Consider the following 26,287-nt stretch of genomic DNA (forward strand, 5'->3'; position numbering starts at 1 on the left):
GACCGACAACCAAGGACGAGACAATGACGATTGAGTATCTGAAGCGTGGCAAACCGGCGGATGAGCGGGCCGAGGATGATGCCAAGACCCGTGCCGTGGTCGAGGCGACGCTGGCTGATATCGAGGCGCGCGGCGATGCGGCGGTGCGGGAGCTCAGCGAGAAATTCGACGGTTACTCGCCCAAGAGCTACCGCCTTTCCGAGGCCGACATCGAGGCGCTGATGGCCGAGCTGTCCGACCGTGAACTGGCCGATATCAAGTTCGCGCAAGCGCAGGTGGTGGCCTTCGCGCAGGCGCAGCGGGACTCGATGCTCGATATTGAGGTGGAAACCCTGCCCGGCGTCATCCTGGGCCACAAGAACATCCCCGTGCAGTCCGTGGGCTGCTACGTACCCGGCGGCAAGTTCCCGATGGTGGCCTCGGCCCATATGTCGGTGGCGACGGCATCGGTCGCCGGCGTGCCCCGCATCGTGGCCTGCACGCCCCCGTGGCAGGGCAAACCCAACCCCGCCGTCATCGCCGCCATGCATCTGGGCGGCGCGCATGAGATTTACGTTCTGGGTGGGATTCAGGCCGTGGGCGCCATGGCCATCGGCACCGAGACGATCGAGCCGGTGCACATGCTGGTCGGACCCGGCAACGCCTTCGTGGCCGAGGCCAAGCGCCAGCTATTCGGGCGCGTCGGCATCGACCTTTTCGCAGGCCCGACCGAGACCATGGTGATCGCCGATGACACCGTGGACGGCGAACTTTGCGCGACCGACCTCCTCGGTCAGGCCGAACACGGCTATAACTCCCCCGCCGTTCTCGTCACCAATTCCCGCAAGCTGGCCGAGGACACCCTGTCCGAGATCGACCGCATCCTGACCATCCTGCCCACGGCAGACACCGCGCGTGTCAGCTGGGAGGAGTATGGCGAGGTGATCCTGTGCGAGAGCTACGACGAGATGCTGGCCGTGGCCGATGACATTGCCAGCGAACATGTGCAGGTGATGACCGACCGCGACGACTGGTTCCTGGAGAACATGACCTGCTATGGCGCGCTCTTCCTCGGGGCACGCACCAATGTGGCCAATGGCGACAAGGTGATCGGCACCAACCATACGCTGCCCACCAAGAAGGCCGGGCGCTATACCGGTGGGCTCTGGGTCGGCAAGTTCCTGAAAACCCACAGCTACCAGAAGGTGCTGACCGACGAGGCAGCGACCATGATCGGGGAATACGGCAGCCGCCTGTGCATGCTGGAGGGCTTCGTCGGGCATGCCGAGCAATGCAACATCCGCGTGCGCCGCTATGGCGGGCTGAACGTCCCTTATGGCGAGGGCGCGCCCCATCGCGAGGCGGCGGAATGAGTGGCATGGATGGCGCAGCGGGGGGCCAACCCCCCGCACCCCCCGGGTTACTTTGACAAAGAAGAAGAGCATGACGAAACAGGAGGAATTGAAGGCAGCCATTGCCCCGCTTCGGGCGGCGATGGCCGATTTTGCGGAAGGTCCGGTACGGCGGGCGCTGGCGGACATCGCTCCGACTGTGGCGGTCAATCTCTGCCACCCGTTCGGAGATGTGCAGGGCGGCGCAGCGCTTTTCGATACCGCCTATGCGCCGCTCTTAGCCGCCATGCCCGATCTCGAACGCCGCGACATGATCGTCATGGCAGGCACCACGCCGGAAGGGCAGGACTGGGTGGGTTGCATGGGCAATTACATGGGCACGTTCCGCGCGCCCTTCCTTGGCATTCCGCCGACGGGCCACCTGGCCCATATGCGTTATCACGAGTTCTTCCGGATCGAAGACGGCAAGATCACCGAGATGCAGGCGATCTGGGACATTCCCGAATTGATGATGCAGGCAGGGGCCTGGCCCATGGCACCGCAGCTTGGGGCCTTCCTCTGCACCCCTGCGCCGATGTCGGGTGATGGGCTGACTGTCGCAGGCGACGGGCGGGCGGCCATGGATCACGTCATCGCCATGTTGACGGACCTGTGCAAATTCCCCGGCGACCCGAACCCCGAGATCATGCAACTCGACCGCTATTGGCACCCGAAGATGAACTGGTATGGCCCCGCCGGCATCGGCACCGCGCGCGGGATTTCCGGCTTTCGCACCTGGCATCAGGGCCCGTTCCTGCGCGGCATGCCCGACCGAAAGCTCGATGCCATGGGCGATCTCATGTCCCACTGGGTGGGCGAAGGCGACTATGTCTGCGAAACCGGCTGGCCCAATATGCGGCTGACGCTGTCGGGCGACGGCTGGATGGGGATCGCGCCCTCCGACACGGAAATCCTGCTGCGCAGCCTCGATTTCTGGCGGCTGGAAGATGGTCTAATCCGCGAAAACTGGGTGCTTGTGGACATTCTCGACGCCTACCGGCAGCTTGGGGTGGATGTGCTGGGGCGGATGCGGGAGTTCAACAAGGCCCGCGTTCCCGGTGCGATCCCCGAACCGGATTGGAGAGATGCATGACCCTGCCCCGCACCCCCTCGTTCCGCCTCGACGGCAAACGCGCTCTGGTCACGGGCGCATCCTCCGGCATCGGACTGGCGGCCGCCGTGGCACTGGCCGAGGCGGGCGCGCATGTGGTTCTGGCAGCGCGCTCCGCAGACAAGCTCGGCGCGGCGGTGGCGGCGATGCAGGCCGAGGGCATGAGCGCCGAGGCGCTGACGCTCGATGTCTCCGACGTGGCAGCAACCGAGGACTCCGTCGCGCGGGCGGAGCCCTTCGATGTGCTGGTCAACTCCGCAGGGGTTGCACGCCATTCCCCGGCGCTTGACACGACAGAGGGCGATTTCGACCTGGCCATGGGGCTCAATCTGCGCGGGGCCTATTTCCTGACGCGCGCGGTGGCGGAGCGGCTGATCACCAGCGGACGCCCCGGATCGCTGATCAACATTTCCAGCCAGATGGCCCATGTGGGGGGCATCGACCGCGCGGTCTATTGCGCAAGCAAGCACGCGGTCGAGGGATTTACCAAATCGATGGCGATCGAATGGGGGCCGCGCCAGATCCGCGTCAATACGATCTGTCCCACCTTCATCCTGACGCCGCTGACGCAATCCACCTTCGACAACCCTGAACGGGCGGCATGGATCAGGGAAAAGATCAAACTGGGCCGCCCCGGCGAGGTCGAGGATATCATGGGTGCGGTGGTGTTCCTGGCCTCCGACGCCTCGGCGCTTGTCACGGGCTCGGCGCTGATGGTGGACGGGGGGTGGACGGCAGACTGATGGCAGAGAAAGTCACATCCCTTCAGGTCGCAGAACGCGCGGGCGTTAGCCAAAGCGCGGTCAGCCGCGTCTTTACCCCCGGCGCGTCGGTCTCGGCCAAGACGGCAGAAAAGGTCCGCAACGCGGCGCGCGAACTGGGCTACCGCCCCAACATCCTCGCCCGCGCCATGATCACCGGGCGCTCGCGCATCATCGGGCTGGTGGTGGCCTATCTCGAAAACCACTTCTACCCGGAAGTGCTGGAGAAGCTGTCGAACGCGTTGCAGGCGCAGGGCTACCACGTCCTGATCTTCATGGCCTCCAACACTGCCGACAACATTGACGGCGTGATGGATGAGATTCTCGACTACCAGGTCGATGGCATCATCCTCGCCTCGGTCGCCATGTCGTCGGACCTGACGCAGCGCTGTGAGGCGGCAGGCGTTCCGGTGGTGCTGTTCAACCGCTTGCAGGATGACGAAACGCTCTCCGGTGTCGCCTCCGACAACGTGGCGGGCGGGCGCAAGCTGGCCGAGTTCCTTGTCGCGGGCGGGCATCGCAAGATCGCCCATATCGCGGGATGGGAGGGGGCCTCCACGCAGCGCGACCGTGAACATGGGTTCCTTGAGGGGCTGGCAGCTGCGGGCCTCACGCTCCATTCCCGGGCCGAAGGCAATTTCCACACCGATCAGGCGCAGGCCGCCGCGCGGCAGCTTTTCGATACAGAGGATCGTCCCGATGCGGTCTTCGTCTCTAACGATCACATGGCCTTCGCGGTGATGGATGTGCTGCGTTTCGAACTTGGCCTCAGCATCCCCGCGGATGTCTCCGTCGTCGGCTATGACGACGTCATCATCTCCGCCTGGCCCAGCTACGACCTGACCACGGTGCGCCAGCCCGCCAACAGGATGGTGGAGGAAACCGTGCGCACCATGCTGGCCCGGATCGACACGCCCAACATGCCCGCCCGCAGGGTGGCCATCGACGGCCCGCTCATCATTCGCGGCTCGGCCCGCATTCCCCAAGGATGGACCTCATGAAAGGCTTTGCCCCCAAATTCGCCGATTTCCCCGACTACATCCTCGGGATCACCAAGGAGATCTGGGAAGATCGCGGCATTGCCACGCTGCATGATTACTACGCCCCCGATATCGTGGTGCGCAGCCCCGGTTCGGTGGTGGTCGGCAACCAGGGCGTCATCGGCGCGACCATGGCCACGCTGGCGGAGTTTCCCGACCGGCAGCTGCTGGGAGAGGACGTGATCTGGTCCGGCACGCCGGAGGAGGGCATGCTGTCCTCGCACCGCATCCTCTCGACCGCGACCCATGCGTGCGACGGCGTCTATGGCAAGGCCACGGGCACCAAGCTGACCTATCGGATCATCGCCGATTGCCACGCGATCGCGAACCAGATCAATGACGAATGGCTGATCCGCGATCAGGGCGCGATCGTCCGCCAGATGGGCTGGACGCCGAAGAAATACGCCCGCGCGCTGATCAGGTCCGAAGGCGGGCCGGACAAGGCCGTGCGCCCGCTGAGCCCCGCCAATGACGTGCCCGGCCCCTACAAGGGTCGGGGCAATGACAATGAATGGGGGCAGCGCTATGCCGACATTCTGACCCGGATCATGGGCGCCGACATGGCGGCGATTCCGCGCGAATACGACCGTGCGGTGCAGACCGAGTATCCCGGCGGCGTGACCGGGCATTCTTGGGGCTCGGTTGATGGCTTCTGGATGGGTCTGCGCGCAGCCCTGCCCGATGCCAAGTTCACCATCGACCACCAGATCGGGCGGGACGACCCCCTGATGCCGCCCCGCGCCGCGATCCGCTGGTCGCTGCATGGGCGTCACGAAGGCTGGGGCTGTTTCGGCAAACCGAGCGGCGCTGAGATCTACGTTCTCGGCATCAGCCACGCGGAGTTTGGCCCACGCGGCATCCGCCGCGAATACACGCTCTTCGATGAAACCGCGATCTGGAAACAGATCCTTCTGCAAACGGGCGGTGCCGAATGACAGGGCTGCGCCCCTCTCTGGCGCTCATGCGCCGCCATGGCTTCCTCGCCAGCCGCCGCGCAAGGCGTCTGAACCTGCGGCCACCGGGAACGGGCTGACACCAGCCCAACCCAACCCGCAGTTTCACAAAGGATAGCAAAATGACCCCTCAAGACATGGAAGCCCGGATTGTCCGCTACGGCGACCTCAAACCCTGCAAGACCGCCTTCATCGACGCCCACACCCCCGGCAGCGACCAGAAGGAGAACTTCACCATCATCGGCGGCGGCGTCAGCGAAAGCCCCGACCAGCACGTCCACATCACCATCCCCCACGGCTTCAATATCGGCGCGGCGGGCCAGCCGCCCAAATGCCGTAACTCCCTGCACGATCACCGCACCGCGGAAGCGTTCTTCGTCCTCTCCGGGCGCTGGCGCTTCTTCTGGGGCCGCTACGGCACGGCGGGTGAGGTGACGCTGGAAGAGGGCGACATCTTCAACATCCCCACCGGCGTTTTCCGCGGGTTCGAGAATATCGGCACCGATTACGGGATGATCATGGCCATCCTCGGCGGCGACGATGCTGGCGGAGGCGTCATGTGGGCCCCGCAGGTCATCGAGGACGCCGCCGATCACGGGCTTGTGCTGGCCGAAACCGGCAAGCTTTACGACACCAAGAAGGGCGAGGCGCTGCCAGAGGGCGTGGCCCCCATGCCGCTGATGAGCGCGGAGGAACTCGCCAAGCGCGGCGAACCCACTACGGCTGAGGTCCTGCCCAACCACGTCGCCCGCTACTGGGACATGGTGGCGCTGGCGGACAAGACCCCCTGCAAGGTGATCGGCGAAACCGGCCTTCTGCGGGACAAGCCGGGGTTTGAGGTCGATTTCATCACCCGAGCCTCGGCAACGGATGCCAAGCACAGCCACGACAAGCCCTCCGTCCTGATGCCGGTGAAAGGCCATTGGCGGGTGGACTGGGACGGCGGCAGCGCCACGCTCGCCCCCGGCGACACGATGTCGGTGCCCGAAGGTCTGGCCCATAGCGCGGTGCCCTCGATGACCGGTGAAGCCGCAATGTACCACATCGTTGCCACGGGCGATCCCGCCGGGCTGACCTGGTCGGGCGCATGATGATTTGAGGGGTGGCCCCCCGGTGGGGCCGCTCCTTTCCCCGTCCTTCCCGCGAGACACCATTTTGTCTGCACGGGGGGTGTACGGGGGGTGTGCAGGGGGTGCACGCATGGCACCCCCCTGTTTTGGACAGGGAGGAGAGACATAAATGACCCGAATTCTGACGACCCATGTGGGCAGCCTGCCGCGCACGCAGGAGGTGGTGGATTTCATCTTCGCCCGCGAACGGGAAGAGCCCTATGACGCCGCCGCCTTTGATGCCTGCATGACGGCGGCGGTTTCGAAAACCGTGAAAAAACAAAAGGATGCGGGGATCGATATCGTGTCCGACGGTGAGACGTCCAAGATCTCCTACGCCACCTACGTCAAGGATCGCTACACCGGCTTCTCCGGCGACAGCCCCCGTAACGCGCCTGCCGATCTGAAGATGTTTCCCAGCTTTCTCAAGCGCTTAGCAGATGATGGCGGCACCCCCCAATATGCCCGCCCCATGTGCACCGGCGAAGTGCGCTCGAAAGGGCAGGGCGAGCTGGAAAAGGACATCTCCAATCTCAAGGCGGCGATGGCGGAACACGGGGTGTCTCGCGGCTTCATGAACGCTGCCAGTCCTGGTGTTATCTCCCTGTTTTTGCAGAATGATTTCTACAAGACACGAGAGGCCTACCTGGCCGCGCTGGCCGATGCAATGAAGGCGGAGTATGAGACGATCGTGGGCGCTGGTCTCGATCTGCAACTCGATTGCCCCGATTTGGCGCTTAGCCGTCATATGTTGTTTACCGATTTGTCGGATAATGAGTTCCTGAAGGTCGCCAACATGCATGTGGAGGCGCTCAATCACGCCCTACAGGATGTGCCGCAGGATCGTGTAAGGGTTCATATTTGTTGGGGCAATTACGAAGGCCCCCATTGCTGCGACATTCCGATGGCCAAGATGTTCGACACGCTCATGTCGACCAAATCGCGTTATGTGCTGTTCGAGACGTCCAATCCCCGCCATGGCCATGAATGGACCGTGTTCCGCGACCGCAAGGCGGATATCCCGGACGACAAGATCCTCGTGCCCGGCGTGGTCGACACCACGACCAATTTCGTGGAGCATCCGGAGCTTGTTTCGCAGCGAATTCAAAGGTTTACCGATATCGTCGGCGCGGGCCGGGTGATCGCGGGCAGCGATTGCGGCTTCGGCACTTTTGCCGGGTTCGGGGCCGTCGACCCCGAGATTGCCTATGCCAAGCTGAAGGCGCTCTCCGACGGGGCGGCGCTTGCAAGCCAATGACGCTGCCCCTTGTTCTGTTGCCGGGCATGATGTGCGATGCCCGGCTGTTTTTCCCCCAGATATCAGCGCTTTCCGGGCAGCGCGCGGTGATGGTCGCGCCCATGGGCGGGGCCGACTGCATGGCCGATCTCGCGCGGGAGGTACTGGAGAACGCCCCGCCCCGCTTCGCGCTCGCAGGGCTCTCCATGGGCGGCATTCTGGCGATGGAGGTGCTGCGGCAGGCGCCCGAGCGGGTTGAAAAACTGGCCCTGCTCGACACCAACCCGCGCGCGGAGCTGGAGGCGGTCAAGGCCCGCCGAACCCCGCAGATGGAGGCCGTGAAAGCAGGCCGCCTGCGCGCGGTCATGCGCGATGAGATGAAGCCGAACTACCTGGTGGACAGCCCCCGCAAACCGGCAATCCTCGATCTCTGCATGGATATGGCGCTGGACCTCGGCCCTCAAGTTTTTCTCAATCAATCCATTGCCTTGCGGGACAGGCCGGACCAGCAGGAAACGCTTGCGGCCTACAAGGGCAAGGCGCTTGTCCTTTGCGGGCGGCATGACGCGCTCTGCCCTGTGGAACGGCACGAACTCATGCATGGATTGCTGGAAAACAGCCACCTGGAGATCATCGAAAACGCGGGCCACCTGCCCACGCTGGAACAACCTGAGAAAACCACGGCGGCCCTGATCCGCTGGCTGGAGGATTGATGGACAACGCTCTTCTGACCCTGCTCAACAGCGTCGACACCCCTACCGTCTGCAACGCCATAGAAGTGGCGCAGGGCAAACGCGGCTTCAACGCCTTCACGCGCGGCACCATGCAGGCCAGCGACCCCACGGGCGTGATGGTGGGCTATGCCGTGACCGCGCAGATCGCGGCCGTCGCGCCCCCCACGGAGGACCCCGCCACGATCCGCACCCGCCGCATGGCCTATTACAAGGCGATGGCGGAGGGGCCGAAACCCTCAGTCGCGGTGGTGGAGGATCTCGACTACCCCAATGCCATCGGTGCCTATTGGGGCGAGGTCAACACGACGATCCACAAGGGCTTCGGCATGTCCGGTGCGCTAACCAACGGGGTCATGCGTGACCTTGGCGACCTCGCCCCTGACTTTCCCGTCGTCGCAGGCAGCATCGGGCCGAGCCACGGCTTCGTGCATGTGCGCAGCATCAACCAGCCCGTGCGGATCATGGGTATGGATGTGCGCCCCGGCGATCTGATCCATGCCGACCGGCACGGGGCGGTTGTGATCCCGCCAGAGGTTGTCGACCAACTGGCCGCTGCAATCGCAAAAATGCAGGAAACCGAACGGCTTGTGCTGGAGCCGGCCCGCGCCGAAGGGTTCGATTTCAACGCCTTCGAAAAAGCCTGGACGGCCTTCGAAAAGGCGCGCACCTGAAAGGCTGGCAAGGGGCCGGTCGCTTGGTTTATCCTTTTCTGCAGATGGCGGAGATTACCCCATCAACAGGATCAGGAGATCGCGCATGAAGATTTTGCGCAATATCATATTGGGACTTTTGGCCCTTGTCGGGCTTACTCTGGCGATTGTGATGTTTTTCAGCGCGGGGGCACGGGAACACGCGCGCGGATTTGTGGAGGATGTGTCGGCTGGCGATTTCGCCGCCGCACATGCGCGACTGCACCCCCAGTTGCAACAGCAGACGAGCGCAGAAGACTTGCAGCAGATGTTCGAAGGATCAGAGCCTTATGCCGAGGTTTCCTTCAGCTCGATCAGTGTCGAAAACAGCCGGGCCGAACTGTCTGGCACAGCCTCCACGATCAGCGATTGTAGCAGCGAAGTGCGCTTCGTTCTGCTGAGCGATCAGATCACGATGTTCGATATCTCACCGCTCTGCCCTGCGCCCTGATCATTCCGCCGGGGCAGGCAGGCGCGTTTTTAGGGTGGTTTCGTTGCCCATCTCGGGGTGACGCGGGATCAGCGTCGCCAAAAGCAGCGACACCATGGCCATTCCGGCGGCCAGCGCAAAGACTGCGCCGGGATAGACCAGCCACAGATAGCCGAGCGAGGCAGGCAAAAACACTGCCGCGATGTGGTTGATGGTGAAGGCGACAGCCGCTGTCGGGGCGATATCGCCGGGATCGGCGATCTTCTGGAAATAGGTCTTGATCGCCAGCGCCAGCGAGAAGAACAGGTGATCGACCACGTAAAGGACAAGCGCCAGCGTCACACCCCAGTCGAAGAAATAGATCCCGGCATAGAGAAGAAAGACCCCGGTTAGCCCGACATATTCGAACACCAGCGCGGCGCGTTCCCCGAAATGGCTCACCATCTTGCCCAGTAGCGGAGCGAAGATCATGTTCAGGACAAGGGTGATCATGAACAGAGCGGTGATCTCGTGCACGTCGAAGCCGAAGCGTTCCACCATCATGAAGCCCGCGAAGACGGTGAAGATTTGACGCCGCGCCCCGGACATGAACTGCAACGCATAGTAGAGCCAATAGCGGCGGCGCAGGATGAACTGCTTGCGCTGCGGGTTTGGGGCCTCGAACTGCGGGAAAACGATCAGGCAGGCCAGGGCGACCAGCACGGTAAAGCCGCCCGCTGCCCAGTAGACGGTGGAGAAGCTCAGGTCATAGGCGCGCCATGTGAGAATGATCAGCCCATAGGCCAGCAGCGTCCCGCCGGACGCCACGGCGACCAGCCAGCCAAGAACCTGCGGCGCGCGTTTCTTATCCAGCCATTGCAGTTGCAGCGACTGGTTTACGGTCTCGTAATAGTGAAACCCGATGGAGCTGAGCAGCGTCACCATCAGAATGCCACCGAAGCTGGGGAACTGCGCGGTGATGGCCGTGGCGATCCCAAGCAGAACCAGCGACAGCAGCCCGAGCACCTGTTCGCGGATCACCATGATCAGGGCGATCACCCCGATGGCAAGGAAGCCGGGGATCTCGCGCACCGTGTGTAGCCAGCCGATATCGGAGCCGTCGAACTGGGCCACCTCGACCACGAAATTGTTCAGCAGCGCCGACCACGTGGCGAAGGCAATCGGCATCGCCAGCGACATGATCACCAGCAGCGCAATCGGCTGCCGCCAGATCGGCAGGGTCTTGGCATCGGCCAGAGACATGGTGCGAAAGGGGGACGGGCGGGACATGGGCACGCCTTAGGGCGTTTTGTGCGGGCTGACGAGTAAAAAAATCGCATTCCAGTCTTTGAATATGACATGAGTCAAGGTCTGCCCCGCTGCAATCGGCCAAACCGCAGCCAAGTTGCAGGAGACCATCATGGATATCGTTCCCCTCGTTGACCGGATCGGAGAACCTCAGACCGCCGCATTGTTCGGGTTGATCACCGGATTGCTGCTCGGCATCGCGGCGCAGCGGTCCTCCTTTTGCCTGCGCGCCTCGGTGGTGGAGTTCGCGAAAGGCCAGCTCGGCAGCCGCATGGCGGTCTGGCTGCTGGCTTTCTCGACGGCGGTGGTCTGGACCCAACTGGCGGCTTTGTCGGGGATGATGCGGGTCGAGGACGCGCGGATGATGGCGGTTCCGGGCTCGATCTCGGGCGCGATCGTCGGCGGGCTGCTGTTCGGCGCGGGCATGGTCATGGCGCGCGGCTGTTCGGGCCGGTTGCTGGTGCTGGCGGCAACGGGAAACATGCGCTCGCTCGTGTCGGGGCTGGTCTTTGCCGTGGTCGCGCAGATGGCATTGCAGGGTTGGCTGGCACCGGTGCGAAACTGGGTTGCGGGGCTATGGATCACGCCGGGCGGCACCAATTTCAACCTGCTTACCACGCTGCATCTGCCGCCCGTGTCCGGCTTCATGATCGGGCTCGGCTTTGCATTGGCGGCGCTTTGGCTGGCCCGCAAGAACCGGGTCAGCTTGCGGCTGCTGTTCACCGCGTCTGGCGTGGGGTTCGCGGTCGCGGCGGGATGGGCGCTGACCTATTCGCTGAGCCAGGTGGCCTTCGACCCGGTGCAGGTGGAAAGCGCGACCTTCACCGGCCCCTCTGCCAACACGCTGATGTTCTTTTTGACCTCCAGCCCGGTGCTGGAGTTCGATATCGGCCTCGTGCCCGGCGTGTTCCTGGGGGCCTTCCTGTCGGCCCTTTGGGGGCGAGAGCTGAGGTTGCAGGGCTTTGACGGGGCCGGCAGCATGAGCCGGGCGCTGATCGGGGCTGCGTTCATGGGGATGGGCGGCATGCTGGCAGGCGGCTGTGCCATCGGGGCCGGGGTGACCGGCGGCTCGATCTTCGTGGGCACCGCGTGGCTGGCGCTTCTTTGCATGTGGATCGGTGGCATGGTGACAAGCTGGCTGCTGGATGCGCGCGTGGCAGTGGCGCAACCGGCCTAGCTGCTGAACCGGCCTTTCAGCCAGTCAGAGAACGCAACAACGCGGCGATCAGGATAGTCGCTTTCCGGGAAGACCACATACATCGACTTCTCCGACGGAATCTCCAGCGGGTTCAACCGCACCAGCCGACCGGCATCCATATCCGCGGCAAAAAGATACCGGTCGACCAGTGCCACCCCCGCGCCGGAGATTGCCATGTCGTTCACGCGGGCACGGTCGGGGTAGCTGACGATGGTCAGTCTTTCGGTGTCGGCCAGTCCGCCCGCCTGAAAATAATCCGACCATTTCCCGGGCATCAGCGCGTTGTCCCCAAGGACCATTCCGGCAATTTCTTCCAGGGATAGAGGAAGGTCCCGCCCGGTAACCAGCGAGGGAGCGGCGACCGCGCTCAGCATATCATCATAGAGCTTGATCACCGTCATACCCGGCCAGTCCCCGTTCCCGTAGCGCACGGCGGCATCACAGTCCGACCCACGCAGGTCGATGACCTCGCTGGACATGTCGGGAATGACACGCAAACCGGGATTCCGCGCGTGAAACTCGCCCAGATGGGGCAGGATCACCCGGTTCGCAAAATAGGGGGCCATGGAAATACGGATGTCGCCGGTCAGATCCTCGGTTGTCACGGCCTCGGTTGCGGCGCGGATCTCTGCAAAGGCCCTCGACAGGCGGCTGGCAAGATCACGGGCCGGATCGGTCAACTCCACTCGGCGGGTCATGCGGTGGAACAGTTTCAGTCCCAGATCGGCCTCTAGCGCCTTGATCTGGTGGCTGATCGCGGCATGGGTCACATTCAGTTCCTCGGCAGCATCCTTGAAGCTGAGCCTTCGCGCAGCGGCCTCGAAGGCGCGGAGCTGATTCAGGTTTGGCAGGCGTCGGGACATGGGCGATTCCGGTTATGAGTTAGCTATCCTAACACATCCTGTGAGAAACGCTCGTTTGCCGGTGGGGCCCTGTGCTCGCTACTTTCTGTGTCAGAGATCAGACAACAAGGACCAAGCCCATGACCCGCCAGGCACCCGCCACCCAGATCACCGCAATCGACCACATGATCCTTAGCGCCGGAGGCCGCACGGACGCAGAGTTCGAGAGGGCAATGATGGCAAACGCGTCGACGCTGCAATGCCGCCTTTGTGCTGCGGCAGCCGATGCGCTCTATCGCATTGTTCTGCGGCTGGAGGCGCGGGCGAACCGGTCCTTGGACCGCTCGCATCGCCGGATGGCGTGACAGCCCCCAAAAAGGAAAAAGCCGCCCATCTGAAGGGCGGCTTTCGTCTTGTGACCTCAGCTGGCCAGCACGTTGCGGAAGGCCCAGGGTTCGCTTTCGTCGATATCCTCGGGGAACAGCTCCCACCGGTCTTGCAGCGGCGTCCAGTCGGTGTAATGCGCCTCGACCGGGCCCAGATAGGGCCGCTGCACTTCCAGGCACCGGGCGTGGTCCATCTCGTCAGCTTCCACGATCCCGGCATTGGGGTTTTCCAGTGCCCAGACCATCCCGGCCAGAACCGCGGATGTCACCTGAAGACCGGTGGCGTTCTGGTAGGGGGCCAGATCGCGGGTTTCCTCGTTCGACAGGCGCGAGCCGAACCACAGCGCGTTCTTTTCGTGCCCGTAGAGCAGTACGCCAAGCTCATCGATGCCCTCGACGATTTCGTCTTCGGTCAGGATGTGGTGCTTGGTCTGCTGGCGGCCCGATCCGAACATCTCGTGCAGGGAGAGCACCGCGTCATCGCAGGGATGATAGGCATAGTGACAGGTCGGGCGGTATTCCGGCGCGGCGGGATCGCCGACCGTATAGTAGTCCGAGATCGAGATCGCCTCGTTATGGGTCACGAGAAAGCCAAACTGCGGGCCGGGGGTCGGGCACCAGGTGTGCACGCGGGTGATCGCGCCGGGGCGGTCCAGCCAGATGCCTGCCATGCAGCCGGTGTCGTGGCTATGGCCGTTTTCCGGAAACCAGGGTTCATGCGTGCCCCAACCCAGTTCGGCGGGTTGGAAGCCTTCAGATATAAAGCCCTCAACCGACCAGGTGTTGACGAAGACGCCGCGCGGGCGGGGCAGGCGGCGGGCCTGGGTGTCGCGTTCAGCGATATGGACGCCCTGCACCCCGAGGCTTTGCATCAACTGCCCCCATCCGGCGCGGTCCGTGGGCGCAGTTATGTCGCGGCCCGTGTCCTTGGCCAGCGTCAAGAGCGCCTCTTTCACGAACCAGCTGACCATGCCGGGATTGGCCCCGCAGCAGCTGACGGCTGTGGTGCCGCCGGGATTGGCGGCCTTCTCGTCGCGCACCTTCTGGCGCAGGGCATAATTGGTGCGCGCGGCGTTGTCGGTGGTGCCGAAATAGTAGCCCGCCCAAGGTTCGACGACAGTGTCGATATAGGGCACCCCGATTTCACGGCAGAAGCGCATGAGGTCGAGCGAGGAGGTGTCGACGCTGAGATTGACGCAGAACCCCTTGCCCGGTTCCAACAACTCTCCCAGAACCTCGCGGTAATTTTCTGGCGTGATCGCGGTCTGCACATGGTTCAGCTTGTGCTGGCGCAGGAAGTTGGCTTGCCCGGCATCGGGCTCGATCACGGTGAACTTGTCCGCGTCATAGTCGAAATGACGCTCGATGAGCGGCCAGGTGCCTTTTCCGATCGAGCCGAAGCCGATCATCACGATGGGGCCGTCAATGCGGGCGTAGACAGGGTGGGTCATGTCCGGCGGATCCTTCTTTCCGGGGGCAGAACGCAAAAAGGGCCGCACCGGATTTCGGCGCGGCCCCGTCTTGTCGACGCGTCAGACGCTTAGTTCTGAGCGTAGTATTCGATGACCAGGTTCGGTTCCATCATCACCGGGTAGGGCACGTCGCCCAAGCCGGGGGTGCGGACGAAGGTGGCTTTCATCTTGGAATGGTCGGCGTCGATGTAGTCGGGCACATCACGCTCGGCCAGTTGCACGGCTTCCAGCAGGACGGCAAGCTGCTTGGACTTGTCGCGCACTTCCACGACGTCGCCCTCTTTCACGCGGTAGGAGGGGATGTTCACGCGCTTGCCGTTCACGGTCACGTGGCCGTGGTTCACGAACTGGCGGGCGGCGAAGACGGTGGGAACGAACTTGGCGCGGTAGACGACGGCATCCAGGCGCTGTTCCAGCAGGCCGATCAGGTTTTCACCGGTGTCACCCTTGCGGCGCTCGGCCTCGGTGAAGATGCGGCGGAACTGCTTCTCGGTCAGGTCGCCGTAGTAGCCTTTCAGCTTCTGCTTGGCGCGCAGCTGCAGACCGAAGTCCGACAGTTTGCCCTTGCGGCGCTGGCCGTGCTGGCCGGGGCCGTATTCGCGGCGGTTGACCGGGGATTTCGGACGACCCCAGATGTTTTCGCCCATCCGGCGGTCGATTTTATACTTGGCAGAGGTGCGTTTGGTCACCGTCTGATCTCCTTCTTTAGGCCGCAGCCCGCGCGGGGGCCGCTATGAAGGGCGTTGTCCTTTGGCCGAGGCCCGACAGGCATCCCCTTGCGGGGGCCACCAACACCAATGAAAACCCCGGCAAGCGGGTTGCCGGGATGCGCGCGTTTTACACATGCGGTCTGGGGTGTCAATGCCTGCCGGCGGTCTTTCGAAACCCGTGCATCAATATGGCGGCTTCGGCCCGGTCCAGCATTCGCCGGGCGGGGGCACCGTAGTTGAAGGGGTCATCCGCCAGATCGGGGAAGAGTGACAGCATGCTGCGCCGCTGTCCCCGTTCCAGATGATCGAGACCCATGAAACCGGGGTGGAAGGTTTCGACCTCCAGACCATTGGCCCAGATCACCTGATGGCGTTCCAGCATCAGGTGTACATACCAGGTTTCGCGCATCGAATGATCGACGGTCACCAGCCTGTCACTGACCAGATCGCGGGCGGACACCAGAACCTCCGCCTCGCCCCACAGGTCGCGGGCGACCGCACCTTTCACGATGACGCGGTGTTCGGGGGAGACCACGAGATCGGCATCGGGCCGGTAGACGCCAAGCGCGCCTTCGCGGATACGAATGGGTCTCTGGTCGGGCATGGCGAACAGCCGGGCACCCGACATGCGGCGCTGGCCGGTCCAGACGACCTCTTGCGGGCCGTCATCGCGGGTGAGCAGCCGGTCGCCGGGGCCGAGGTCTTCGATGGCGATGTCCCCCTGTTCGGTCCGAAGCCGTGTGCCGGGGGTGAAACAGATGACCGAGGCGCTTTCGACCGCTGCCATTGGGCGCGGCTGGTTTACGCGGATGATGGTGAGATCCCGGTTCACCGGTGGAATGGCCTCGGGGAAGATCAGGATGGGCAAACGTCCCTTGCCCGCGGCCACCGGCACCACGGTGTAGAAGCGCGGACCGTCGGCAACCATGAAGGCATCGCCAAAGAGCGGGTCCGCATCGAGGGCGGCATCCTGTTTGGGGGTGGGCGCGGGGTGATGCAGCAATTTGCGCACCACCCGCGCGGCCCGTGCACGGAGCTCGGCGTGATCCTGGCTGACTCCCAGAAGCAGCGCGGCGCCATCGCCCTCCAGAGGAAGAGCGCGTCCTTGCCAGCGCCAGGACATTCCTTCGGCCAGTTCGTTGTTATTCTCTGCCGGTACGCCGTCGATCAGGGTTTGCGACCATGCGATCATGGTCAGGCCCCGATAGCCCGTGCTCATGGTATTCTGCCTGTGTTTATTGGTGCATTCCGCCCTGTGGGACGAATCTAGCAGAGGCGAATCACCTTGGGAAGGGGGTGATTCGCCTGCGATTCGAAAAAAAGCGAATCGGCGGCGTCAGAATTCCAGAGCGATGGTGACGGACCCGATGGTCTGGCCCTCGCTCTGGCCCACGAATTCCTCGGACAGATAGGTCAGCCCGTAGAAAATGTTGGAATGCCCGAATGCGTAATTCACTCCGGCGCGCAGGCGATAGCGGGTGTCTTCGGGCGTGTAACCCCGGTCCGACGGCAGGTAGCGGGAACTCTCGACCCACGCATAGTCGCCGCCAAGCAGCAGGGAAAGCCCGTGATCGTCTTCGCTGTCGATGGCGCTGATCCGGTGGCCGGTGGTCACGTCGCGCAGCCGCAGCCCGCCCTGACCGTAGCCGCCAAATGTCAGGTCAAACCCGACCCGTGCCATGGTTTCGACCCCGGCTTGCAGTTCCAGGAAGGGGCGCATGTGGCCCGGACCGAAAGAAAACTCCCGTCCGATTTCGGCGGTGCCATGCAGGTAGACCCCGTTGTCGACCTGAAAGCTTTCGACCCGGCTGGATTGCAGGCTGAATGCCTCGTGTACCACCTCTTGGAGATGACGGATGCCCGTCTGTTCGCCCATTGCAACGATATCCGCGCCTAGCGCCACGTCGAATCCATTCCATGAAAAATGCGTATGCGCGCCGACCGACAGCACACCGGCATAGAGACGGTCGCCGGGGGCGGGGTTGCTGATGCTGGCCGGTGTGATCACCTCGCCGCGAAAGCGGTATTCCATGATCTCACCCATGCGCATGGGCAGATACCCGTCCCAGGACGGACCGCGTACGGTGCTGATGCCATAGGCTCCGGACCGCCAGCGGTCGCGGCCATCGCCAATCAGGTCGTTGGTGAAAAGGCGCGCCTGACCGAGCGTTTCACGCCCGTCAAAGATCCCCTGAGCCGATGCCAAGGAACTGGAAAGACCAAGTGCACACAGGATGGCTCCTGCTTGGCGAACTGCCTGCCACATATCACTGCCTCATGTCCGTTACCGGTTTTTTCCCGGTCTATGCGGGAATTACGGCCAGATTATCACAGCATCGGGGACAGGGCTAGGCGTTGTGGCCTGCCCGGTTTGATCCTGCTCAAGGCGCACGTGCGTCGGCTCGGCCAGAGTTGTGGCCCAGGCCCTAACGGACGTGCCACAGCACAGAGGAGACCGCCGCCCATGAGACTGATCCTGACTGCCATCGCAGTGATGATTGCCTTTACAGGCCACCCGCAGGCCCAGGCACAGCAATTGCTGGAAAGCTATACGGCGCTGCTTAGCTGGAATGACCACTATAATTCCAACGGTCAGCGGTTGACGGAACCTTGGCAGATCATCCGCCAGGACCGCGCCAATTATCACCGCTACGGCGAGGCCGACCCGCAGGACCAATGGGACAGTTTCTTCAGCGATTTCACCAACCGGGCGCGGGCGGAGCAGATGTTGGCAAGCGGCTATGTCTCGCCTGCGGCGCGCAATGCCATCGTGAATGGCCCGGTTCTGGTGCAGGTCGAGATCTGGGGGCAGGGTGCGACGGGCACCCATATTCGGGTCGATGTTGCGGGCGGCGGTTCGATGCAAGGTCAACCGGCCCCGCAGCCGGGCGGCCTGCCGGTGATCGAAAGCTATACCGCCTTCCTCAGCTGGAACGATCATTACAATTCAAATGGCCAGCGCCTGACGGAACCGTGGCAGATCATTCGCCAGGACCGTGCCAATTACCACCGCTATGGCGAGGCCGATCCGGGCGACCAGTGGGACAGTTTCTTCAGCAGTTTCACCAACCGCGCACGAGCCGAGCAGATGCTGGCCGCCGGGTCGATCTCGCCTGCGGCGCGCAATACCATCGTGAATGGCGAGGTGATGATACGGGTCGAGATCCTGGGCCATGGCAACACTGGCACCGCGATCCGGGTTGACGTGTTCTGATGTGGCGCCTCTGTCTGGCCCTCTGCCTCGCGGCCACCACGGCGGCGGCTGATTGCGCGCCAGTGAACTGGCTGACCCTTCCGCTGCGCAGCGCGGGCGATCCGGTGGAAACCGCGCTTGAAACCGCTTATCCGGGGCTCGACCTAGACCGGGCAGCGGGGACCGTCACCTTTGCCAGCGGCACGGTACTGCCCTTTGCCCCGGCGCGGCAGGTCGACCCGGCGGCACGACTAATCAATGCAACGCTTGGCGATCAGTTTGTCTATGTCTACCCGCTGGACTTTTCGCTGACCGACCGTCGCAGCGCATTCCATGATCCCGGCCGGCTGCGCGACGACGATTTCTTTCGTGCGCTATATGCCGAGACGCAGTCAGAGGTGCGCGCCACGCTGACCCGGGTCAGCTATGACGGGCCGGGCGGCGCGACCCGCTTCAACGTCACGCAAGACCATTGTGTCCATGTCCAGTTGGACGCCGCGCTGACCGAGATCGAGGCACTTGGCCCCGACTATGCGATCTATTTCGAAAACTCCGGCGGCAGCTTCAACTGGCGGGTGATTGCGGGCACGGACCGGCTTTCGGTGCACAGCTTCGGCATCGCCGTAGATCTGAACACCGAACTTGGCGGCTATTGGAGATGGTCGGGTGCTGCGCAGGGGCAGGCGACCGAATACAACAACCGCATCCCCGCCGAGATCGTGCAGGCCTTTGAACGCTACGGGTTCATCTGGGGCGGCAAATGGCACCATTACGACGGAATGCATTTCGAATACCGCCCCGAACTGATCCTGCATGCCCGACTGATGGGATCGGATTAAATGCCGTCTCTGGCTGTGGTTGGCGTATATCAGTCCAACACGCTGCCGCTTTCCACGTCCGACCAATGCTTGTTCAAGTCCAGCCGCGCGGCGCGGCGCCGGATGTCTGCCAGTTGCACCGGACGAAAATCCCATTGATCCACGCCGACATTGATGCTGTTGCGCGATCCGGGCCACTGGTCGTCCTCCTGCCCCACACAGGCCTGAAAATTCGCGATCAGGGCCGCGTTCATCTCGGCCAGTGAGCCATGAGGGCGGTTGCAGAAAGCAATGATGCGTTCGTGGCCGAAATGCAGGTCGGCCGTATACCAATTGGCCATGACGGCCTCCAATTCTGAACAATGCGCTCAGGATAGGGGCAGGGGGGTATGGGTGCAATCGGGTCGGCCCGTCAGGCGCATTTGGAGTGGCCGCAGCTTGGGCAGGTCATGCAGCCCTCGACCATGCGCATCCCGTATTCGCCGCAGGACGGGCAGGCCGCGCCGCGCGGGTTGGGGCCGCCGATGGCGGCGACCTTGGCGCGCGGGTCGTCCTTGAGCCCCATGCCCTCGCCCTCGATGAAGCCGATGGCGATCAGGTGTTTTTCGATCACGCCCCCGATGGCTGCCAGGATGGATGGCACGTATTTGCCCTGCATCCACGCACCACCGCGCGGATCGAACACGGCCTTCAGCTCCTCCACCACGAAGGACACGTCGCCGCCGCGCCGGAACACGGCACTGATCATCCGGGTCAGGGCCACGGTCCAGGCGAAATGTTCCATGTTCTTGGAATTGATGAAGATCTCGAACGGCCGCCGGTGGCCTGCAATGACGATATCATTGATGGTGATATAGATCGCGTGGTTCGAGTCCGGCCATTTCAGCTTGTAGGTCTGGCCTTCCAGCTCCTGCGGGCGGTCGAGCGGTTCGGCGATATACACAACGTCACCGTCGGCATCGGGCTGTTCCGCGACGGGTTTGTCCTCAGCCTCGCTGACACTCAGCACCGATCCCGTCACATCATTGGGCCGGTAGGTCGTGCAGCCCTTGCAGCCCGTGTCCCAGGCCTGCATGTAGACGTCCTTGAACGCCTCGAAGCTGATATCCTCGGGGCAGTTGATCGTCTTGGAGATGCTCGAATCCACCCATTTCTGGGCGGCGGCCTGCATCTTGACGTGATCGGCGGGCGGCAGGGTCTGGGCGTTGACGAAATAGTCGGGCAGGGGCGTGTCGCCGTTCAGATCGCGCCACAGTTTGACGGCGTAATCGACGACCTCTTCCTCGGTCCGGCTGCCGTCGCGTTGCAGCACCTTGCGGGTATAGGCATAGGCGAAGACCGGCTCGATCCCGGAACTGACATTGCCCGCATAAAGGCTGATTGTCCCCGTCGGCGCGATGGAGGTCAGCAGCGCGTTGCGGATGCCATATCGCCTTATGTCGTCGCGCAGGGCGTCGTCCATGTTCTGCATGTTGCCCGAGGCAAGGAAGGCGTCGGCGTCGAACAGCGGGAACGCCCCGCGTTCCTTCGCCAGATCGACCGAGGCGCGATAAGCGGCATGGGCAATCTGCCTCATCCACGCTTCGGTTTGCGTAGCGGCTTCGTCAGACCCGTAGCGCAGCCCCAGCATCAGCAGTGCATCGGCCAGCCCCGTCACGCCAAGCCCGATCCGGCGCTTCGCCTGCGCCTCCTGTGCCTGCGCCTCCAGCGGGAATTTGGACGCATCGACGACGTTGTCCATCATCCGCACGGCCACAGCGACCAGATCGTCCAAAGCGGCAGCGTTCAGTTGGGCGGCCTCCGTGAACGGATCGCTGACCAGCCGCGCGAGGTTGACGGAGCCAAGCAGGCAGGCGCCGTAAGGCGGCAGGGGCTGTTCGCCACAAGGATTGGTCGCCGCGATGGTCTCGGCGTAACCCAGATTGTTGGCAGCATTGATGCGGTCGATGAAGATCACGCCCGGTTCGGCATAATCATAGGTCGACTGCATGATCCGGTTCCAGAGATCGCGCGCCTGAACCGTGTGATAGACCTTGCCGCCAAAGCTCAGCTCCCACGGGCCGTCCGCCTTCACCGCCTCCATGAACGGATCGGTCACCAGCACCGACATATTGAACATGCGCAGGCGGGCGGGGTCGGATTTGGCGGTGATGAAGGCCTCGATATCCGGGTGATCGCAGCGCATCGTGGCCATCATCGCGCCCCGGCGGCTGCCTGCGGACATGATCGTGCGGCACATCGCGTCCCAGACATCCATGAAGCTGAGCGGGCCCGAGGCATCGGCAGCGACCCCATGCACATCCGCGCCCTTGGGCCGGATGGTCGAGAAATCATAGCCGATCCCGCCGCCCTGCTGCATGGTCAGCGCGGCCTCTTTCAGGTTCTCGAAGATGCCCGCCAGGCTGTCGGGGATCGTGCCCATGACGAAGCAGTTAAAGAGCGTGACATTCCGGCCCGTGCCCGCGCCCGCGGTGATGCGGCCTGCGGGCAGGTATTTGAAATCTTCCAGCGCGGCATAGAACCGGTCTTCCCACGTGGCGGGGTCGGTCTCCACCTCTGCCAGCGCACGGGCGATTCGGCGCCACGTATCCTCGATGGATTGATCAATGGGCGTGCCATCGGCCTGTTTGAGCCGGTATTTCATGTCCCAGATGGCTTCGGCAATCGGGGCGGAGAAGCGGCTCATTGGTCAATATCCATATTGGTAGGGGGGACGGACGAAGATACCCACAAGACCTGCCCGGGTCAACTTGGCAGGCATGGGGAACCGCCCTATGTTGCAGATCAGCAAGGGGGACCGATGGCAGCCAAGTTTACGCATCTCTTAAAGCTCAGCGTCGGAACGGAAACCGTGGACGACCTGGCCGCATGGCAGGCCACGGCGCATGACCGCTGGCCTGACGGGCAGCCCCGCCACATCACCCGCATGTGGCCCAAGCGCGAGGCTGAGATTCTTGCGGGCGGGTCGATCTACTGGGTGATCAAGGGCTTTGTTCAGGCGCGGCAGCAGGTGCTGCGGCTGGAAGAGGTGATCGGACAGGATGGCATCCGCCGCTGTGCCATCGTGTTGGACAAACGGCTCGTCAGGGTCGAAGCGACCCCAAAACGGGCTTTCCAGGGCTGGCGCTATCTGAAGCCTGAGGATGCACCGCGAGATCTGTCCGGCGCCCGCGCACAGGAAGAGGCGCTACCGCTGGATCTGCAGAACGCCCTTGCCGACCTGGGGGTTCTGTAGCGCCCGACTATTTGGACGTTGTGTAACGAAAAAAGCCGGGCGCTGATGCACCCGGCTCTTGCTGTAAGCGGCAGTGGCCTGTCCCACCCCATCTTCACCCGTGCAGCCGGTCCGTCAGCTCTTCCAGTATCTCTTTGTTCCCATTGGACCAATCTGCGGTACGCGACTTGAACAGCACCGCCTGACTGCGGTGGATCAGTCCTCCGGGCAGAATTTTCAGGTGATTGGCGCGCAGGGTTTCTCCGGTCGAAGTGATGTCGGCAATGGCCTCGGCGGTCAGATTCTTGACGGTGCCCTCCGTTGCCCCCTGGCTGTCGACCAACTGGTAATCCGCAACGCCTGCATCACGCAGAAACTCCCGCACCAGCCGGTGATATTTGGTGGCGATTCGCAGGCGGTGGCCGTGACGGCGGCGGAAATCGGCGGCGGCTGCGTCCAGGTCATCAAGCGAATTCACATCGACCCAGAAGGCGGGCACCGCGAGGATCAGATCGGCAAAGCCAAAGCCCATGGGCTGCACTTCCCGAACCACGTCCTGCCAGGCAGGGATGCGTTCGCGCACGAGGTCGCTGCCTGTCACGCCCAGGTGAATGCGGCCCGCCTGCAATTCACGCGGAATCTCTCCGGCGCTGAGCAGCACGAGATCCACGTCCGCTCCGTCCACCTGAGCCGCGTATTCCCGGTCCGACCCGCTGCGGCGCATATCGATGCCCCGGTCGGCGAACCAGTCGAAGGTCTTTTCCATCAGCCGGCCCTTTGAGGGCACACCGAGTTTCAGGGTCATGCCAGACCCTCCCGCAATTGCTGCACCAGTTCGGGGCGGATCACGCCGCCAACGGCGGGGATTTCCTGCCCGCGTCCCAGAACGCGGGTCAACGCGTCATAGCGGCCACCGGTGGCCACGGGGGGCAGGTCGGGGCGGCCCTCGGCGACGAAGCCGAAGACGAAGCCATCGTAGTATTCCAGCGTCGTGCGGCCAAAGCTCGCCTCGAAGGGCAGGTCCTCGACCGTGATCCCGGCAGTGGACAGCGCATCCATGCGCCGGGCCATGCGGTCGACCGAGGCAGCCATGCCCGGCAGATCGACGGTGATATCGCGCAAATGCTGATGGGCGTTCGGCAGAGTTTCCCTGAGACCCAGGATAACGTCCAGAACCTCGGCCTCGCTGCGGCTAATCGGCGGCTCGGCGGCATCGGCCTGAAGATGCGCGATGCGGGCGAGCACATCGTCGCGACTGCGCAGGCCAATTTCGGGGCCACCCGCGTCCAGCACCGTTTCCGCGCCGTCCGCCGCCACCCGGTCCAGCAGGGCCTTGCGCGCGGCGTCCATCTCGACCCGGCCCGTGAACCTGTCCAGCAGCGCGCGGAACCGGCGGGGGCGCCAGATATGGCGCATCAGCGCGCCCTTGCGGCGGTCTGTCGTGGTCAGGGTTTCGACGGCGGCCTTCAGAATGCCGATATCGCCGGTGGCCGGGCGTAGCCCGAGCGGTGAGAGTACTTCGTTGAACAGCGAAAACACCTCGGCATCGGCGCGCTCGGGATCTTCGCGGTCGAACAGCTCATACCCCACTTGCAGGTATTCCGTAGCGCGACCGGAATCGGCCTGCTGCTTCCGAAACACCTCGCCCAGATAGGTGTAGCGCGCCGGTTCGCCGCCATGTTCCATATGGGTCTGCACCACCGGCACGGTGAAGTCGGGGCGCAGCATCATCTCGCCCCGGTTCGGGTCCTGCGTGACATAGGCCCGCGCGCGGATATCCTCTCCGTAAAGATCCAGCAGCGTATCCGCCGGTTGCAGCAGGTCGGCGTCGATGGCCATGGCGCCTGACGCCTTGAAGAATGCGAAGAGCCGTTCAGCCTCGGCCCGGACGGTGATCTTGTCGGTCATTTGCCCCGGTCCAGAATAGCGCGGACTTCGGTGACGAGATCCTCGCGCGGAACCTCGCGCTGCGCGGGTTGGGATTTCCATTCCTCAAGGCTGGCTTCCTGCGCGATCTGTGCGCCAAGGATCAGGTCCTTGATTTGCACAACGCCACGCTCGGCCTCGTCTGACCCCTGGATAATCGCCACCGGGCTTTCGCGTTTGTCCGCGTATTTCAGCTGGTTGCCGAAATTCTTGGGGTTGCCCAGATAGACCTCGGCTCGGATGCCCGCGTTGCGCAGCTCCGTCGCCATGCGCTGGTATTCCGCCATCCGGTCGCGGTCCATCACGGTCACCACCACGGGGCCCTGCATGGTGCCGCCGATCCGACCCTTTTCGCGCAGCGCGGCCAGCAGCCGGTCGACGCCGATGGAGACACCCGTCGCAGGCACGGCCTGCCCGGTAAAGCGCTTGACCAGATCGTCATAGCGCCCGCCGCCTGCGACCGAGCCGAACTGGCGCGGGCGGCCCTTGTCGTCGAGCACCTCGAAGGTCAGCTCGGCCTCGTAGACCGGCCCGGTGTAATAGCCGAGGCCGCGCACAACCGAGGGGTCGATGACGATGCGGTCGGGGCCGTAGCCCTGGGCGTCGAGAAGGGAGGCGATGGTTTCGAGTTCCTCGACGCCTTCCGCGCCGACCTTGGACTCGCCGATGGCTGCCCGCAGGTTGGCGAGTGTTTCCGCGGCATCCGAACCTTTGGAGGTGAGGAATGCAATCACCGGCTCGGCCTGTGCATCGCTCAGCCCCACACCGTCGATATATGCGCCCGAAGCATCGAGCCGCCCCTTGCCAAGCAGCTCCCGCACGCCCGCTTCGCCCACCTTGTCGAACTTGTCGATGGTGCGCAGCACGTTGTTGCGAGTGTCCTCATCGTCCCCCACGCCCATGGTTTCCAGCACGCCGGTCAGAACCTTGCGGTTGTTCACCCGCACGATGTAGTCGCCGCGCGGGATGCCCACGGCCTCCAGCGTGTCGGCCAGCATCGCGCAGATCTCGGCATCGGCGGCGACCGACGGCGCGCCCACGGTATCCGCGTCGCATTGGTAGAACTGGCGGAAGCGTCCCGGCCCCGGTTTCTCATTCCGCCACACCGGCCCCATGGTGAAGCGGCGGTAGGGGGCGGGCAGGTCGTTGCGGAACTGGGCGGCAACGCGGGCCAAAGGCGCGGTCATGTCATAGCGCAGCGCCAGCCATTTGCCGTCGTCTTCCTCCTGCCACGCAAACACACCCGCATTGGGCCGGTCCACGTCGGGCAGGAACTTGCCAAGCGCCTCGACCGTTTCCACGGCAGAGGTTTCCAGCGGATCGAAACCGTAGCGATGATAGACCTCGGCGATCCGGTCCAGCATCTCCTTGCGCTCGGTCACCTCCGCGCCGAAATAGTCGCGGAAGCCCTTGGGCGTTTCTGCCTTGGGGCGGGGCTGTTTCTTTTGCTTGGCCATGTCTGCCATCCGTTCGGATCCGGGTTCACCGGGCGTTTATCTTGGGGGGCGCGTGGGGGCAAGGCGGCGGGCTGGCCTTTCGGGCAAAACCCTGTAGGAAGAGCATATGAGTGACACAACCCATCTTGAGGAAACCCTGGCCCACCTGACCCGTCAGGTCGAGGAGCTGTCCGATGTCATCGCCCGTCAGGACCGCGAGATTGCCGTGCTGACTCGCCGGGTCGAGATGCTGATGAACCGCGAGGCCGAGCGGGAGCTGGATCAGGGTGGCACCGTGCCGCTGGCCGATCAGAAGCCACCGCATTGGTAGGGTTTTCAGCCCGTTCAACTTGACGGGTCCGGGGCGGGCT

The 26,287-nt window shown here is 63.6% G+C and carries 27 protein-coding genes; 16 read left to right on the forward strand and 11 right to left on the reverse strand.

Annotated elements, in window-relative coordinates:
- Positions 1–23 precede the first annotated feature (23 nt).
- The 10 genes from hisD (at position 24) to ACOOEX_RS03185 (ending at position 9,455) form a co-directional block, all read left to right on the forward strand.
- Positions 24–1,352 carry a histidinol dehydrogenase gene (gene hisD, locus ACOOEX_RS03140; protein ID WP_420397074.1) on the forward strand — a complete coding sequence of 443 codons (1,329 nt, stop codon included), beginning with the start codon at positions 24–26 and terminating at the stop codon, positions 1,350–1,352.
- A 70-nt stretch (positions 1,353–1,422) separates the two neighbouring features.
- On the forward strand, positions 1,423–2,463 hold the full coding sequence (locus ACOOEX_RS03145; protein WP_420397075.1) for an ester cyclase: 1,041 nt from the start codon (positions 1,423–1,425) through the stop codon (positions 2,461–2,463).
- Complete coding sequence (locus tag ACOOEX_RS03150; RefSeq protein WP_420397076.1) at positions 2,460–3,224, forward strand: SDR family NAD(P)-dependent oxidoreductase; 765 nt, start codon at positions 2,460–2,462, stop codon at positions 3,222–3,224. The genes ACOOEX_RS03145 and ACOOEX_RS03150 overlap by 4 nt, the downstream gene beginning before the upstream one ends.
- Positions 3,224–4,243, forward strand: coding sequence for a LacI family DNA-binding transcriptional regulator (locus tag ACOOEX_RS03155; protein WP_420397077.1), 1,020 nt, complete (start codon positions 3,224–3,226; stop codon positions 4,241–4,243). Before ACOOEX_RS03150 ends, ACOOEX_RS03155 begins: the two co-directional genes overlap by 1 nt.
- On the forward strand, positions 4,240–5,217 hold the full coding sequence (locus ACOOEX_RS03160; RefSeq protein WP_420397078.1) for a nuclear transport factor 2 family protein: 978 nt from the start codon (positions 4,240–4,242) through the stop codon (positions 5,215–5,217). Before ACOOEX_RS03155 ends, ACOOEX_RS03160 begins: the two co-directional genes overlap by 4 nt.
- Positions 5,218–5,357: 140 nt before the next feature.
- On the forward strand, positions 5,358–6,326 hold the full coding sequence (locus tag ACOOEX_RS03165; RefSeq protein WP_420397079.1) for a cupin domain-containing protein: 969 nt from the start codon (positions 5,358–5,360) through the stop codon (positions 6,324–6,326).
- 148 nt (positions 6,327–6,474) lie between these two features.
- Complete coding sequence (locus tag ACOOEX_RS03170) at positions 6,475–7,602, forward strand: cobalamin-independent methionine synthase II family protein (protein ID WP_420397080.1); 1,128 nt, start codon at positions 6,475–6,477, stop codon at positions 7,600–7,602.
- Positions 7,599–8,294, forward strand: coding sequence for an alpha/beta fold hydrolase (locus ACOOEX_RS03175; RefSeq protein ID WP_420397081.1), 696 nt, complete (start codon positions 7,599–7,601; stop codon positions 8,292–8,294). Before ACOOEX_RS03170 ends, ACOOEX_RS03175 begins: the two co-directional genes overlap by 4 nt.
- Positions 8,294–8,986, forward strand: a complete 693-nt coding sequence (locus ACOOEX_RS03180) for an RraA family protein (RefSeq protein ID WP_420397082.1) — start codon at positions 8,294–8,296, stop codon at positions 8,984–8,986. Before ACOOEX_RS03175 ends, ACOOEX_RS03180 begins: the two co-directional genes overlap by 1 nt.
- 85 nt (positions 8,987–9,071) lie before the next feature.
- Positions 9,072–9,455, forward strand: coding sequence for a hypothetical protein (locus tag ACOOEX_RS03185; protein ID WP_420397083.1), 384 nt, complete (start codon positions 9,072–9,074; stop codon positions 9,453–9,455).
- On the opposite strand, the gene ACOOEX_RS03190 is transcribed toward ACOOEX_RS03185, so the two are convergent.
- Complete coding sequence (locus tag ACOOEX_RS03190; RefSeq protein WP_420397084.1) at positions 9,456–10,703, reverse strand: MFS transporter; 1,248 nt, start codon at positions 10,701–10,703, stop codon at positions 9,456–9,458.
- A gap of 130 nt (positions 10,704–10,833) precedes the next feature.
- On the opposite strand from ACOOEX_RS03190, the gene ACOOEX_RS03195 reads away from it, so the two are divergent.
- Positions 10,834–11,898 carry a YeeE/YedE family protein gene (locus ACOOEX_RS03195; RefSeq protein ID WP_420397085.1) on the forward strand — a complete coding sequence of 355 codons (1,065 nt, stop codon included), beginning with the start codon at positions 10,834–10,836 and terminating at the stop codon, positions 11,896–11,898.
- Here the strand turns inward: ACOOEX_RS03195 and ACOOEX_RS03200 are convergent.
- Positions 11,895–12,782 (reverse strand): LysR substrate-binding domain-containing protein, encoded by an 888-nt coding sequence (locus tag ACOOEX_RS03200; RefSeq protein WP_420397086.1) that lies wholly within the window; start codon positions 12,780–12,782, stop codon positions 11,895–11,897. The genes ACOOEX_RS03195 and ACOOEX_RS03200 overlap by 4 nt on opposite strands.
- A gap of 119 nt (positions 12,783–12,901) precedes the next feature.
- On the opposite strand from ACOOEX_RS03200, the gene ACOOEX_RS03205 reads away from it, so the two are divergent.
- Positions 12,902–13,126, forward strand: coding sequence for a hypothetical protein (locus tag ACOOEX_RS03205; RefSeq protein ID WP_420397087.1), 225 nt, complete (start codon positions 12,902–12,904; stop codon positions 13,124–13,126).
- Positions 13,127–13,182: 56 nt separating this feature from the next.
- Here ACOOEX_RS03205 and ACOOEX_RS03210 read toward each other — a convergent pair whose 3' ends face one another.
- From ACOOEX_RS03210 to ACOOEX_RS03225, 4 genes are all read right to left on the reverse strand, one after another.
- The gene (locus tag ACOOEX_RS03210; RefSeq protein ID WP_420397088.1) at positions 13,183–14,598 is read right to left on the reverse strand and encodes a homospermidine synthase; all 1,416 of its coding nucleotides are present in this window, start codon (positions 14,596–14,598) and stop codon (positions 13,183–13,185) included.
- Positions 14,599–14,687: 89 nt separating this feature from the next.
- Entirely contained in the window at positions 14,688–15,308 is a 621-nt protein-coding gene (gene rpsD / locus ACOOEX_RS03215) for a 30S ribosomal protein S4 (RefSeq protein ID WP_420397089.1), read from the reverse strand.
- Positions 15,309–15,477: 169 nt separating this feature from the next.
- Positions 15,478–16,548, reverse strand: coding sequence for a Hint domain-containing protein (locus tag ACOOEX_RS03220; RefSeq protein WP_420397090.1), 1,071 nt, complete (start codon positions 16,546–16,548; stop codon positions 15,478–15,480).
- A gap of 117 nt (positions 16,549–16,665) precedes the next feature.
- Positions 16,666–17,595, reverse strand: coding sequence for a lipid A-modifier LpxR family protein (locus ACOOEX_RS03225; RefSeq protein ID WP_420397091.1), 930 nt, complete (start codon positions 17,593–17,595; stop codon positions 16,666–16,668).
- A 198-nt stretch (positions 17,596–17,793) separates the two neighbouring features.
- On the opposite strand from ACOOEX_RS03225, the gene ACOOEX_RS03230 reads away from it, so the two are divergent.
- Both ACOOEX_RS03230 and ACOOEX_RS03235 read left to right on the forward strand, forming a co-directional pair.
- Complete coding sequence (locus ACOOEX_RS03230) at positions 17,794–18,543, forward strand: hypothetical protein (protein ID WP_420397092.1); 750 nt, start codon at positions 17,794–17,796, stop codon at positions 18,541–18,543.
- Positions 18,543–19,361, forward strand: a complete 819-nt coding sequence (locus ACOOEX_RS03235; RefSeq protein ID WP_420397093.1) for a M15 family metallopeptidase — start codon at positions 18,543–18,545, stop codon at positions 19,359–19,361. Before ACOOEX_RS03230 ends, ACOOEX_RS03235 begins: the two co-directional genes overlap by 1 nt.
- 29 nt (positions 19,362–19,390) lie before the next feature.
- On the opposite strand, the gene ACOOEX_RS03240 is transcribed toward ACOOEX_RS03235, so the two are convergent.
- Both ACOOEX_RS03240 and ACOOEX_RS03245 read right to left on the reverse strand, forming a co-directional pair.
- The gene (locus tag ACOOEX_RS03240) at positions 19,391–19,681 is read right to left on the reverse strand and encodes a hypothetical protein (protein ID WP_420397094.1); all 291 of its coding nucleotides are present in this window, start codon (positions 19,679–19,681) and stop codon (positions 19,391–19,393) included.
- A gap of 71 nt (positions 19,682–19,752) precedes the next feature.
- Entirely contained in the window at positions 19,753–22,026 is a 2,274-nt protein-coding gene (locus ACOOEX_RS03245) for an adenosylcobalamin-dependent ribonucleoside-diphosphate reductase (RefSeq protein WP_420397095.1), read from the reverse strand.
- 114 nt (positions 22,027–22,140) lie between these two features.
- Here ACOOEX_RS03245 and ACOOEX_RS03250 point away from each other — a divergent pair, with 114 nt between their 5' ends.
- Entirely contained in the window at positions 22,141–22,575 is a 435-nt protein-coding gene (locus tag ACOOEX_RS03250; protein ID WP_420397096.1) for a DUF1489 family protein, read from the forward strand.
- Between the two features lie 94 nt (positions 22,576–22,669).
- On the opposite strand, the gene hisG is transcribed toward ACOOEX_RS03250, so the two are convergent.
- Genes hisG through hisS form a run of 3 tightly spaced genes read right to left on the reverse strand, consistent with a single transcriptional unit; the run spans position 22,670 to position 25,937 of the window.
- On the reverse strand, positions 22,670–23,359 hold the full coding sequence (hisG, locus tag ACOOEX_RS03255; protein WP_420397097.1) for an ATP phosphoribosyltransferase: 690 nt from the start codon (positions 23,357–23,359) through the stop codon (positions 22,670–22,672).
- Positions 23,356–24,462 (reverse strand): ATP phosphoribosyltransferase regulatory subunit, encoded by a 1,107-nt coding sequence (locus ACOOEX_RS03260; protein WP_420397098.1) that lies wholly within the window; start codon positions 24,460–24,462, stop codon positions 23,356–23,358. Before ACOOEX_RS03260 ends, hisG begins: the two co-directional genes overlap by 4 nt.
- Entirely contained in the window at positions 24,459–25,937 is a 1,479-nt protein-coding gene (gene hisS / locus ACOOEX_RS03265) for a histidine--tRNA ligase (RefSeq protein ID WP_420397099.1), read from the reverse strand. Before hisS ends, ACOOEX_RS03260 begins: the two co-directional genes overlap by 4 nt.
- Before the next feature lie 106 nt (positions 25,938–26,043).
- On the opposite strand from hisS, the gene ACOOEX_RS03270 reads away from it, so the two are divergent.
- A complete protein-coding gene (locus ACOOEX_RS03270) occupies positions 26,044–26,247 on the forward strand; it encodes a SlyX family protein (RefSeq protein WP_420397100.1) in 204 nt (67 codons plus the stop codon).
- Positions 26,248–26,287: the final 40 nt, after the last annotated feature.

This window comes from Nioella sp., assembly GCF_965215655.1.
GTDB lineage: Bacteria > Pseudomonadota > Alphaproteobacteria > Rhodobacterales > Rhodobacteraceae > Nioella.